Source organism: Aquamicrobium sp. NLF2-7 (assembly GCF_022359935.1).
GTDB classification, from domain to species: Bacteria; Pseudomonadota; Alphaproteobacteria; order Rhizobiales; family Rhizobiaceae; genus Mesorhizobium; species Mesorhizobium lusatiense.
Map to the genome: position 1 here is coordinate 208,961 of NZ_JAKSED010000003.1, position 12,882 is coordinate 221,842.

9 protein-coding genes are annotated in these 12,882 nt (G+C 65.3%); 7 read left to right on the forward strand and 2 right to left on the reverse strand.

Annotation, left to right across the window (positions count from 1 at the left end; all coding sequences use genetic code 11):
- Window positions 1–1,175 precede the first annotated feature (1,175 nt).
- Genes otsB through otsA form a run of 3 tightly spaced genes read left to right on the forward strand, consistent with a single transcriptional unit; the run spans window position 1,176 to window position 5,082 of the window.
- Window positions 1,176–1,910, forward strand: a complete 735-nt coding sequence (gene otsB, locus MIC97_RS19470) for a trehalose-phosphatase (protein WP_239801636.1) — start codon at window positions 1,176–1,178, stop codon at window positions 1,908–1,910.
- Window positions 1,907–3,718 carry a glycoside hydrolase family 15 protein gene (locus tag MIC97_RS19475; RefSeq protein ID WP_239801637.1) on the forward strand — a complete coding sequence of 604 codons (1,812 nt, stop codon included), beginning with the start codon at window positions 1,907–1,909 and terminating at the stop codon, window positions 3,716–3,718. The genes otsB and MIC97_RS19475 overlap by 4 nt, the downstream gene beginning before the upstream one ends.
- The gene (gene otsA / locus MIC97_RS19480) at window positions 3,715–5,082 is read left to right on the forward strand and encodes an alpha,alpha-trehalose-phosphate synthase (UDP-forming) (RefSeq protein ID WP_239801638.1); all 1,368 of its coding nucleotides are present in this window, start codon (window positions 3,715–3,717) and stop codon (window positions 5,080–5,082) included. Before MIC97_RS19475 ends, otsA begins: the two co-directional genes overlap by 4 nt.
- A gap of 60 nt (window positions 5,083–5,142) precedes the next feature.
- Here the strand turns inward: otsA and MIC97_RS19485 are convergent, their stop codons facing one another.
- Window positions 5,143–5,640: an RES family NAD+ phosphorylase gene (locus tag MIC97_RS19485; protein ID WP_239801639.1), complete on the reverse strand. Its 498-nt coding sequence runs from the start codon at window positions 5,638–5,640 to the stop codon at window positions 5,143–5,145.
- A gap of 7 nt (window positions 5,641–5,647) precedes the next feature.
- Window positions 5,648–5,998: an antitoxin Xre/MbcA/ParS toxin-binding domain-containing protein gene (locus MIC97_RS19490; protein ID WP_151654462.1), complete on the reverse strand. Its 351-nt coding sequence runs from the start codon at window positions 5,996–5,998 to the stop codon at window positions 5,648–5,650.
- 297 nt (window positions 5,999–6,295) lie between these two features.
- On the opposite strand from MIC97_RS19490, the gene MIC97_RS19495 reads away from it, so the two are divergent.
- The 4 genes from MIC97_RS19495 (at window position 6,296) to MIC97_RS19510 (ending at window position 12,881) form a co-directional block, all read left to right on the forward strand.
- Window positions 6,296–7,648 (forward strand): allantoin permease, encoded by a 1,353-nt coding sequence (locus tag MIC97_RS19495; protein WP_239801640.1) that lies wholly within the window; start codon window positions 6,296–6,298, stop codon window positions 7,646–7,648.
- Window positions 7,649–7,850: 202 nt separating this feature from the next.
- Entirely contained in the window at window positions 7,851–8,810 is a 960-nt protein-coding gene (locus MIC97_RS19500) for a helix-turn-helix domain-containing protein (protein ID WP_239801641.1), read from the forward strand.
- A gap of 76 nt (window positions 8,811–8,886) precedes the next feature.
- Window positions 8,887–10,908, forward strand: coding sequence for a hydantoinase/oxoprolinase family protein (locus MIC97_RS19505; RefSeq protein ID WP_239801642.1), 2,022 nt, complete (start codon window positions 8,887–8,889; stop codon window positions 10,906–10,908).
- 11 nt (window positions 10,909–10,919) lie between these two features.
- On the forward strand, window positions 10,920–12,881 hold the full coding sequence (locus MIC97_RS19510; RefSeq protein WP_239801643.1) for a hydantoinase B/oxoprolinase family protein: 1,962 nt from the start codon (window positions 10,920–10,922) through the stop codon (window positions 12,879–12,881).
- Window position 12,882: the final 1 nt, after the last annotated feature.

Sequence of the window (12,882 nt, forward strand, 5' to 3'; positions counted from 1 at the left end):
CTCTTCAGCCGCGTTTTCCGCGCTGGACCCCATGGTGCGGACCAGATCGACGATGTCGGGCAGATCGGTGTCAGGCATTGCGATTTGAGCTCCATGACGTGGCGAAAAGGCGAATCCGTCCCGCCAACAGTGTTTCCTGCGTCGCGCTGCGGCTGGCAAGCTCGCATTTCCGCGCTTCTGCCAGCCGGGAACGCCAATTTTGCACTGTGCAGTATAAGGAACGATAAGGCAACATTATCGGACTTCATAAAGAAAATACGTGCTGTGCGTTTATGACGATATAAACTCATGAAACCGTTTGCGCGACGGGCGGTATCTTGCCTGAAACCATCGCTGATGGAGAAAGGCGGGCCTGCCGGGTTCGCGCCCGCCATCAGAACCTTGCCGTCGTGAGGTGGGTAGCAATTTGCGTCTGTCGCCTCGAAATCCGCTGCGGGAATGAAGGCGAGCATTCCCAGCTGACGGCGGTCTTCATGCCGGAAAGACACGATGCGGGCCGGTTCCGGCAGGTTGTTGCCGACACTTTCAACATGTCGCCGGGGCCTGAATGGCCAAGGTGGCGCGCCGGGCGTTTCGGATCGGCAGCCCGGCGCGGCAAATGAGCTGACGGTTCTTGCCGCGCCGGCAGGCGTGGACATGGATTGGTCAAACTACCCTTCCGGCCCCGGTCCTCGGGATGCTTGTCGCGCTGGCGGGCGTGGAGATTAGGGCCGGCGTGATGTGAGGTGCCTTACGCCGGCAGCGGGGGCGCCGCAGCCATGGTGGCTTTCGCGGATCCCCGACAGGCCGGTCCTGCCCGCTGGCCGGGAGCAGGCCGCTGGTGCAAGGCGGAACCACCGCCAATGGCGGTTCGCGGCGCATGGGTTCGGCACAACAATCCGGCTCGGAGGTGCCGATCGCGTCGCAGGGCGTGGGGATGGGGCTGGCGTGGTGTCAGGTGCCTTGCGCCGGCCGCCGGCCGCCGGGCGACGCCGCCTTCGTGGATTCCCGACAGACCGGTGCCGCCTGCTGGCCGAAAGTGGGGCCGCTGGTGCAGAGCGGAACCGCCGCCAATGGCGGTTCGCGGCGTATGGGTTCGGCACAACGATCCGGCTCGGGGGGTTGCCGATCGCGTCGGGGGGCCTATCCTTGAGGCCATGCATGATGAGACCTTATCGTTGCACGGGCATGGCCGGTTGTCCTGCTCCCTTCCGGAAGATGCCTCTGGCCTCGCGCTCTTTCTGGACATAGACGGCACGCTTCTCGACATCGCGCAGACGCCGGAAGCGGTCGTGGTGCCTCCCGGTCTGCCCGACAGCCTGAAGCGGCTGGCGGAGCGGCTGGAGGGTGCGCTGGCGCTGATCACCGGCAGGTCGATCGGCACCGTCGACGCGCTTTTCAGGCTTCCCGCCACGGCGGTCAGCGGGCTTCATGGCGCCGAATGGCGCGGCGCGGACGGGCGCACCGCGACCATCGCGACAACCGAAGCTTTCGAGCTTGCGCGTCAGCATCTGCGTCGGCAGACGGCCGACATGCCCGGCGTCATCTTCGAGGACAAGGGCGCTGCAATCGCCGCCCATTATCGCCTTGCCCCGGAGCGGGAAGCGCAGGTGCGCGAGATGATGGAAGCCATTGCCGGTCCCATCTCCGATGGATGGGAGCTTCAGGAGGGAAAGCAGGTCGTTGAGCTGCGCCCCCGCGGGCGCGACAAGGGCGATGCGCTGGTTTCCTTCATGCGTGAAACTCCCTTTCGCGGCCGCCGGCCCGTGGCCATCGGCGACGACGTGACCGACGAGGCGATGTTTGCCGCCGCCAACCGGCTGGACGGCCTGTCCGTGCGCGTGGGCCTCGACGGCAGGCCAAGCCTCGCGCGGGGTCGCGTGCGCGCACCCTCTGACGTCCGCGACTGGCTTGCGAGGATATCGGCATGAACCAGCCCCTGTTTGCGCCCTCCCTCGATCTCGGCGTGATCGGCAATTCGAGCAGCGCCGCGCTCATCGACCGCAACGGTTCCATCGTGTGGATGTGCGTGCCGCGCATGGATGGCGATCCCGTCTTCTGCAGCCTGCTGGGGGAGGGGCCGGACAAGACCCCCGGCGATGGCGGGCGCTGGTCGATAAGCCTGAGGAACGTGGCCACCAGCGAGCAGCGCTATCTGCGCAACACGGCCATTCTGGAAACGGTGCTGACCGACCATGACGGCAACCGGCTGCGCATCACCGATTTCGCGCCGCGCTTCAAGGCGAACGGGCGTATCTTCCGCCCGCAGACGATCGTGCGGCTGGTGGAGCCGGTGGAGGGCGCGCCGCGCATTCAGGTGGATCTGCGCCCGCGCCACGGCTACGGCGCGCAGGAGCCGGAAACGACGCGCGGCACCAATCATATCCGCTTCCTGCTCGGCGGGCAGGTGCTGCGGATGACCACGGACGCGCCGGTGGAATTCGTCGAGCGCCGAACGCCGTTTCTGCTCGACCGGCCCTGCGCCTTCATCCTCGGCCCGGACGAGCGGCTGACGCAGGCACCCCTGCATACCGCCCGCGCTTTTCTTGAAGAGACGGAAAATTACTGGTGTGAGTGGGTGCGCTATCTCTCGCTGCCGATCGACTTTCAGGACGTGGTGATCCGTTCCGCTATCACCCTCAAGCTGTGCTCGCATGAGGAGACCGGCGGCATCGTAGCCGCGCTGACCACCTCCATTCCCGAATACGGCCAGAGCGGGCGCACATGGGACTACCGCTTCTGCTGGCTGCGCGACTCCTACTTCACCGTCAAGGCGCTCAACCTTCTGGGGGCAACAAAGACGATGGAGGACTATCTCGGCTATGTGTCGAACATCGCCGCCGACTCGCCCGACGGCTATCTGCAGCCGCTTTTCGGCCTCGGTCTGGAGCGTCTTCTCGACGAGAGGATCGTGGGCGACCTGCCCGGCTATCGCGGCTACGGCCCGGTGCGCAGCGGCAATGCCGCCTACACGCAGGTGCAGAACGACGGTTATGGCTCGGTGATCCTGTCGATCATGCAGTGCTTCTTCGACGAGCGCCTGCCGGTGATGGGCGGCGAAGCGCTGTTCGGCCGGCTGGAGCCGCTCGGCGATCAGGCCTTCGCCCGCTGGGACCAGTCGGACGCCGGCATCTGGGAGTTCCGCACCCGCAACGGTGTTCACACCCATTCGGCCATGATGTGCTGGGCGGCCTGCGACCGGCTGGCGCGCATCGCCGTGAAGCTTGGCCTCGACAGCCGCGCCGCGCACTGGCGCCAGCGCGCCGACATCATCCGCGCCGGCATACTGGAGCGCGCCTGGAACGAGGGCATGAAGAGCTTCGTCTCCTCCTTCGGCGGCGCCGACCTCGACGCCAGCCTGCTGCTGATGCCGGAGATCGGTTTCATGCCGGCGCAGGATCCGCGCTTTCTGTCCACGCTCGCCGCCTGCGAGGCGCATCTGCGCTTCGGCAACCATCTCTACCGCTATCGCGCGCCGGACGATTTCGGCGAGCCGGAAACGGCATTCACCGCCTGCACCTTCTGGCTGATCGATGCGTTGACGCGCGTCGGGCGCAAGGAGGACGCGCGCGCCATCTTCGCCGATGTGCTGAAGCACAGGAACCATCTCGGCCTGCTCTCGGAAGGGCTGCATGTCGAGAGCGGGGAACTGTGGGGCAACTTCCCGCAGACCTATTCCATGGTGGGCCTCATCAATGCGGCGATGCACCTGTCGCGCCGCTGGGAGGATGTATTGTGAGCCGGCTGATCGTCGTATCGAACCGCGTGCCCGACATCGGCAAGGGCCCGCCTCCGGGCGGGCTGGCCGTCGCGCTCAAGGCCGCGCTCGAAAAGCGCGGCGGCATCTGGATGGGCTGGTCGGGCAAGTCGAGCGGATCGAAGGAGCCCGGCCCGCTGCATGTGGAGGATCGGGACGGCATCACCTTCGCGCTTTCGGACCTGTCGCGGCGCGACCTGTCCGAATATTATGCGGGCTTCGCCAACAGCGTGCTGTGGCCGCTGTGCCATTACAGGCTCGACCTCACCGACTATGCCCGCAAGGACATGGCCGGCTATTTCCGCGTCAACCGCTTCTTCGCGGAACGGCTGCGGCCGCTGATCCGGCCGGACGACATCATCTGGGTACATGACTACCACCTGATCCCGCTGGCCTCGGAGCTGCGCCGGCTCGGCGTGGAAAACCGCATGGGCTTCTTCATGCACATTCCATGGCCGTCGCCCGATGTGTTCCTCACGCTGCCCGTTCACGAGGCGATCATCGGAGGGCTGACCGCCTATGACGTGGTGGGCTTCCAGACGAAGCACGACGCGACAAATTTCGCGTCAGGGCTGGAGCGCGAGGGCATCGGCGGCGATGCCGGCGATGGCTGGATGGAGGCCTATGGCCGCCGCTTCCGCGCCGGCACCTTTCCGATCAGCATCGCCACGCGCGAATTCGCCGAGCTGGCGCGCCGGGCCGTGCGCACGGCCGCCGTGCGCCGCTTCGCCGACAGCCTCGAAGGGCGCGACCTGATCATCGGCGTCGACCGCCTCGACTATTCGAAGGGCCTGACCCAGCGCATCGACGGCTACGAGAAATTCCTCGCCGCCAATCCGGCCTGGCACGGCCGCACGACCATGCTGCAGGTGACGCCGAAATCGCGCACCGAGGTGCCGGGCTATGCCGCCATGCAGCGCGAGGTCGCCGAAAGCGCGGGGCGGGTGAACGGGGCGATCGGGCGGCTCGACTGGGTGCCGATCCGCTACGTCAACCGCGCCATCGACCAGAAGGTGCTGGCCGGGCTCTACCGGGTGGCGCGCGTGGGCATGGTCACGCCGCTCCGGGACGGCATGAACCTCGTGGCCAAGGAGTTCGTCGCCGCACAGGACCCGGAAGATCCCGGCGTGCTGGTGCTGTCACGCTTCGCCGGCGCCGCGCAGGAACTTGATGGCGCCATCCTCGTCAATCCCTACGACATCGAGGCGGTCGGCAATGCCGTGGCGAAGGCGCTGTCGATGCCGCTGGAGGAACGGCGCGCACGCTTCACGCCGATGATGCAGCAGTTGAGCGAACACGACATTTCCCGCTGGTGCTCGGACTTTCTCGACGTATTGCGCGGCTGAGCCGACGGATGTTTGCGCAATTGCGGACGCTGAACCGCTTCGCATTTTGCAGGAATGCCCCTACCGCGCCAGGCGGCCTTCGTCGTCGATCAGGGTGAGCCGGCAGGGTGCGGCGTCGCCCCAGCGCCAGAGGACCAGATTGAGGTCGTCATCGCTCGCGCCATGGGCGAAGCTGCGCACCAGCAATCCATGGTAGCCGGCGGCCAGAAGCCTTGCGGCGAAGGCCTGCGTCGGGGCTTCGCCGGTGGCTTTCATCCGGTCGCGCCAGGTGGCGTCGGCAAGGGCTTCGCGGGTCATGCCTTCGGCCCGCAGGGCGGTGGCGTCCCGGCTGTCGAAGACACGCCCGATGTCGGCCTCATAAGCGACAAGGGTGGTCGGTTGCAGCGAGCCGACCTGATTGGCCTCGCGCAAGGCCGTCATGATCGACAGCGACGCATAGAGGGCCGGCGTTCCCTTGCGGTTGAAACGGCCGCCATAAAGCTCGGCGCCGCGGCCCGACAGCGGCGCGCGCGCATAGATCGGGTTCAGCGCCCGGTAGAGTGATCCGCGATACTCCATCGGCGCTTTATGCGTGCACGCCGGCGTCGACCGCGTCGATATAGTCGAGCACCTCGTCGGCCCGACCGTCGCGCACCAGCTGCATGGCCGTGAGGCCGGAGAAGCCCGGCAGCGGTTCTGACCTGTACCACGCATAGGCCATCAGCGCCGAGCCGAACCGGGGCTCGACCTTGTTGACGATCTCGGTCATCTCGCGCAGGCGCCGCTGCGTCTTGTCCGAACGAATGCGGTCCTTGCGCTGGATCGCATCCTTTCCGAGCCCCGCCGTGCGCGCGATCTCCTCGCTCGTCGTGCGCAAGGCGCTGGCGATCTTGCGTGGCGAGAACAGCCCGTCATCGGCATATTGAGCCAGACCCATCTGCTTGCCTCCATTCGGGAATACCAATTATTATGACGCAATATAGCGTCAGAATTTCTGGATTTCAATGGTCCGTGGCGGACGGCTTCGGCAACCCGCATATGCGCTGTCGTGCAAACAATCGTTCCCTGCCGGCAAAGACAAGCTTTTACGCAGGGCCTAGCTTTCCGGCTGCACGGTGCAAAAGACACCGGCAGTCCGCTCCGCAAGAAGGAGCGGGCCGTGTCAACGAGGCTCGGGAACGTCTCGGAAGCGCACATATCGCGACGAGGCTTCGCGCTGCGAGGGGAAAAACCCATGTCCGGAAAGATTTCGATGGAAGAGGTCGACACGCTCGACTTCTCGACGACGGCTGTGCCGCCGAATGCGCGCATGCCGAAATTCGGCCTGACCATGGCCTGGTGGGCCGTGTGCAGCGCCCTGTTCTATATTGTCGTCGGCGCGGCGCTGGCGCTTGGCTTCGGCAGCAAAAATGCCATCATCGGCATGGTGCTGTCGGTGATCGCCTATTCCGCGGTCAACGCGGTGCTGAGCCGCTATGCGATCAGGACCGGCCTGTCGGTCGCCCTGTTCTCGCGCGTGCTGTTCGGCAATGTCGGCGCGGGCATCGCCACGCTCATCTTCTGCGCCACGGCCATCTACTATGCGGTGTTCGAGGGCTCGGTGATCGCGGTCGGCATCAACACGGTGTTTCCGTCCGTCGCCTACCCGGTGGCGGCGCTGATCGTGGTGCTCTACAGCGTGCCGCTGATCTTCGGCAGCATCCAGAGCTGGCTCGACAAGTTCAACGGCGTGCTGCTGCCCTTCTACATTCTTGGCCTGATCGTGGCGGTGGCGCTCGCCATCGGCGAATATGGCTACAGCGACAAATGGCTCAATCTCGGCCCGGAGGGTGGCGCGCCCGCTTCCGGCTGGTGGTCCTGCTTCGTCGCCTATATGGGCGTGTGGGTGCTGATGATGTTCACCTTCGACTATGCCCGTTTCGGCCGGCAGGAGGATGCGGACTATCACGCCTGGTTCAACTTCGGCACGCCCTTCTACCTGATGGTCTTCGTGGTGAGCGGGCTGTTCGGCATGTTCATGGTCGCCACGGTGCCCGATGTCGGCGCGACGGAAGTTTCGGTGCTGCTGGCGCTTCTCAAGCTGATGGGCATCTGGGGGCTGGCGTTCGTGTGGATCACCCAGACCCGCATCAACACCGCCAATTATTATTTGGCGGCGGTGAACATGGAGGCGCTGGTCGCGGCCTTCGGCAAAATGCCCTTCGGCCGGATCGGCTGGGCGATTGCCGTCGGCGCCATCGTCTATGTGCTGATGCTGGCCGATGTCTTCGCCTATCTGCTTCAGGCGCTGGCCTATCAGGGCATATTCGTCGTCGCATGGGTGGCGGTCGCCATGGCCCATATTCTCAGCGATCGCTACGACCGGCTTTCCGGCGGTACGGTGGAATACCGATCCGAACAGGTGCCGGCCTTCAATCCGCTTGGCCTCACCGCATGGTTCGGGGCGGCCGCCATCGGCATCCTGCTCTATGTCTCGGGCGGAAGCTACGCGGATTTTTCCGCTCCAGCCACGGCTGTCGTCGCGTTCGCGATCTACGCGGCGGGTCTGCGCAGCGCAAAGCGCTCCTGGTTCTTTGCGGCCGGATAACCATGGTCCGCACCTGCCGGTTCAGGCCGGCGGGTGCGTTCCAAAGCAAGACTGGGTGCACTCAGATGCAAGACTCGGCAGCATGGCGAAACTAGCGTATTCCTATGACGAGACTATTGCAGGAGACGATAGCTCGGGGTTCCGGGGAAATGTGTTCGACGGCGGCGCGATATTGCGCCTGACCACGGAATGGGAGGTTCGAATGGACATCAGATATTCCACCGCCGATGCCAGTCCTGCCGCGCGCAAGCGTTACTGGAATGAAGCCGTATCGCAGACCTATTTCTCGCTCGACCTGACCTTCAGGAACGAGCCCCGCTTCGACGGTTCCCTCAACAACTGGAACCTCGGTACGCTGTCGCTGTCGCGGCTGGCATCGGACGGCCTGCTCTATCGCCGCCACAAGCACCATCTGCTGCACGAGCGCGACGAAAGCTACCTGATCACCGTGCCGGAACGCGCCGACGTGCATTTCCTGCAGGATGGCCGCGAGGCGCATTGCAAGCCCGGCCAGATCCTGGTCGAGCGCAGCCATCTTCCCTATGATTTCTCCTATGCCGAGGCCAATGCGCTGTGGGTGCTGAAGGTGCCGGGCAGCGTGCTGCGCTCGCGCGTCGTGCTGCCGGAGCGGCTGGCGTCCCTGAGCTTCGACGCGACCTGCGGGGCGGGCGCATTGTTCGTCGACATGATGCGTCTGGTCGCCGCGCGGCTGGAGGAGATGGACGATCAGGCGCGCACCATGTCCGGCCGCCATCTGGTCGACATGCTGGCCATGGCGGTTTCCGCCGACGAAAAGATGCTCAACGCCAATGCGTCCTCCGTGCAGATGGCGCATCTGTATCGCGTGGAGAACTTCATCCGTCTCAATCTGGCTTCGCCCTCGCTCAGCCCTCAAACCATTGCCGACGCCTGCGGCATTTCCGTGCGCTATCTGCACCAGCTTTTCACCGGCTTTGGCCGTTCGGTGAGCGAATGGGTGAAGTTGCAGCGGCTGTTGATGTGCAGGCACATGCTGTGCGATCCCGCCTGCCGGAAGAAGGTTTCGGAGATCGCCTATGAATGGGGCTTCAGCGATCAGGCCCAGTTCAGCCGGCTCTATCGCGCCGAGTTCGGCGAAACGCCAAGCGGGACGAGAGAGCGAAGCCGCATGACATCGCCCTGACTGACAGCGCCGGCATAACCAGCTGAGAGCGCTGCCGGCGCGCCCTTCCCATTACATTGCCAAAAAGGAGAACACGATGCCCAGCTTGCGTGTGGCGGTCGACGTCGGAGGTACGTTCACCGATGTCTGTATCATGGACGAGAAATCCGGAAGCATCCGGATCGAGAAGACCGCCTCGACCCCCGACCCGATCGACGGCATCCTCGGCGGTGTGGCCAAGGCGGGCGTGGACATGGCCGATGTGGCGCTGTTCTCGCACGGCACCACGGTTGCCACCAACGCGCTGATCACCCGCCGCCTGCCGCGCGCGGCGATGGTCTGCACCGAAGGCTTTCGCGACGTCATCGAGATCCGCCGCGCCAACAAGGAAGACCTTTGGGACACCTACAAGGACGTGGTGCCGCCTTACATTCCGCGCCGCGACCGGCTGACGGTGCCCGAACGCGTCGATGCCGCAGGCAAGGTGGTGAAAGCGCTCGATGAGGCGGCGGCCCGCGAAGTCGCCCGCATCCTGAAACGCCGCAACGTTGCCGCCGTGGCGGTGTGCTTCATGAACGCCTTCGTCAACGGCGCCAATGAAAAGCGCATGAAGGAAATCCTGCAGGAGGCGATGCCGGACGTTCCGGTCTCCACCTCGTCCGAAGTGCTGCCGGAAATCTTCGAGCATGAGCGCTTTTCCACCACCGTCGCCAATGCCGTCCTGACCCCTGTGGTGGTGGACTACACCAGACGGCTCGGCCAGCGCCTGCAGGAGGACGGCTACACCCGCGACCTGCTTCTGCTGCACACCGGCGGCGGCGTGATGACGCCGAAGAGCGTCGAGGATTTCGCCGCCCGCCTCGCCGGGTCGGGCATTGCGGCGGGCGCCATCGCCAGCCGCCAGATCGCCATGCTGTGCGGCTTCCGCAACTCCATCGGCCTCGACATGGGCGGCACCTCCACCGACGTGTCGCTGGCCTATGACGGGCAGTCTCGCGTCACCAAAGACTGGTTCATCGAATATGGCTATCCGATCCGCTTTTCCTCCATCGAGGTGCTGACCATCGGCGCCGGTGGCGGCTCGCTGGCCTGGCGCGACGAGGCCGGCTCGCTGCGCAACGGTCCGCAATCGGCGGGCGCCAATCCGGGACCGGCCTGCTACGGCAACGGCAACAGGCAGCCGACCAACACCGACGCCAATGTGGTGCTCGGCCGTCTCGGCACCAGCCTTGCCGGCGGCAAGATCACGCTCGATCCGGCACTGGCCGCGCAGGCGGTGACGGAAGGCGTCGCCGAACCTTTCGGCCTGTCCATTCATGCGGCCGCCGACGCCGTCATCAAGGTCGCCAACGCCAATATGTCGGACGCCGTGCGGCTGATCTCGATCAGCCGCGGCTATGATCCGCGCGACTTCGCGCTGGTCGCCTTCGGCGGTGCGGGCGCGCTGCATGGCGCCGCGATTGCGAAGGAACTGTCGATCCCCGCCGTGATCGTGCCGCCCAATCCCGGCGTCACCTCGGCGCTCGGCTGCCTGCTCGTCGACATGCAGCACGACTTCTCCGAAAGCTACATCAAGGCGGCTTCCGAAGCGGATGCCGCGACCATCGAGGCCGATTTCGCCCGCATGGAAAAGGATGCGGTGGAGCGGCTGGTGCATGAGGGCGTCGAGCCCGGCGACATCGTGCTCCAGCGCAGCGTCGATATGATGTATCAGGGCCAGTGGCGTTCGCTGGCGGTAAATGCGCCGACCCCTGTCACCAGCATCGCCGATCTGGTCGAGGCTTTCCACCGCGAGCACAAGCGCGAGTACAATTTCCGCCGCGACGAAACCCCGGTCAGCCTCTATCGCCTCAACCTGAAGGCCACGGGCATCGTGCCGAAGGCCGAACTGCCGAAGCATGAGCCGACCGGCGTCACACCCGCGCCGCTTCATCGCCGCCCGGTCTGGTTCGGGCCCGACGAGCCGCATGACACGCCGGTCTATGACCGCGACGACCTGCCGGCGGGCTTCAGCTTCGAAGGACCGGCCATCGTCGAGCAGCTCGACTCCACCGTGGTGGTGCCGCCCGGCACCAAGGCGGAAGTCGACCAGTATCTCAACATCATCATCCGCGTCTGAGAGGAACCAAGATGCTGACCAAGCCAACTCTCGATCCCGTCACCTTCGAGGTGCTGAAGAACTCCTTCATCACCACCGTCGACCAGATGGCGGAGCAGATCCTGCGCACCTGCTATTCCTTCGTCATCTACAACCGCGATTTTTCCAGCGCGCTGCATGATGCGGAAGGCAACTGCGTGGCGCAGGGCAACCAGGACATCGCCGTGCATGTCGGCACGCTCCACTTCACCTGCAAGGAGGTGATCCGCGCCTTTGCCGGCGATATGCATCCAGGCGACGTCTACGCCATCAACGACCCCTATGCCGGCGGCACCCACTTCAACGACGTGCGCCTGATCCGGCCGATCTTCCACGATGGCGAGGTCATCGCCTTCTCGCAGTCGAACGGCCACTGGTCCGACCTCGGCGGTTCGGTTCCGGGCTCCTTCGACGTCAGCGCCACCGACATGTTCAGGGAAGGCATGCGCATCACCCCGGTGCGCCTGTTCGCCGGGGGCCGCTTCTGCGAGGACGTCGCCCGGATGATCGCTTCCAACACCCGTGACCCGGCCTCGATCATCGGCGATATCCACGCGCAGGCACAGGCCACGCAGGTGTGCGAGCGCGAAATCCTGCGCCTTGTCGCCAAATATGGCGTCGACACCATAAAGCTCGGCATGGCCGCCGTGCAGGATTATGTCGAGCGCGCCATGCGCCAGCGCATCGAAGCGCTGCCGGACGGCGAGTGGGAAACACAGGACTTCATCGATCAGGACCCGGCCGGCGAAGAGGGGCTGATCCCGATCAGGGTGAAGCTGACGATCAAAGGCGACCGCGTCAGCTACGACTTCAGCGGCTCTCACGCCACCATCGGCTCGATCTACAATTCCGCCTTCGGCTCCACCTTCTCGGCGGTGGCGGCGGGCATGAAGACCTTCTTCCCCGACCTGCCGCTGAACAGCGGCTTCTACCGCCTGTTCGACATCACGGCACCCGAGGGCTCCATCGTCGATGCCAGATGGCCGGTGGCGGTGACGGGCTTCCTGATGCCGTTCGAGAAGATCATGAACGCCATCTACGAGATGTGGTCCAAGATCCTGCCCGAACGCGCCATCGCCTGCGCCTTCAACCTCGAATATCTGCTGACCGGCGGCCGCGACGCGCGCAGCCCCGAAAAGCCGATCTTCATGTTCTACGACTGGCTGCCGGGGGGCTGGGGCGGGCGCAATGGCCGCGACGGCTGCAACGTCACCACCGCCTGCTTCGGCACCGGGCTGATGGCGCAGCCGGTGGAAGGCCAGGAGCGTGCCAACCCGATGATGACCACGCGCTTCGAGGTGCTGACGGATTCCGCCGGCCCCGGCAAATGGCGCGGCGGTGCGGGCGTGCAGAAAACCTCCGTCATGCTGGAGGCCGAGAACACGGTGATCTCCTACATCTGCGACCGCGAGCGCGCCGTGGTGTGGGGCATCGAAGGCGGCCTGCCATCCATGCCGCACGGGCTGACGCTGCGCCGTCACGGCTCGGACAAGCCCGAATGGCTGGGATCGGTGTTCTCCAACGTCGCCATCGGGCAGAACGACGAGTTCGGCCGCCCGACCGCCGGCGGCGGCGGCTTCGGCGATCCGCTGGAGCGCGACCCCCGGCGCGTGTTGCAGGACGTCATCGACGATTATGTCTCGGTGGAGCGCGCCGCGCTGGATTATGGCGTGGTCATCACCCCGGTCGATCCCGAAATCTGCGAATACGAGATCGATGCGGAGGCGACGAAAAAAGAGCGCGAGCGCATCCGGGCGGAACGCAACGGCTGGCTCGCAACCCCGCCTGAAGAGGTGGCGGCCCTGTTCCAGGCCGGAAAGATCAATGCGCTCGATGCGGTGCGGCGCTATGCGGTGATCCTCGACTGGGACAAGGGGACGCTTCTGCCGAAATCCACGGAGCAGTTCCGCGAGATGTACCACAAGCGCACCGCCTCCTGCTGGGCGGCAGCCTGAA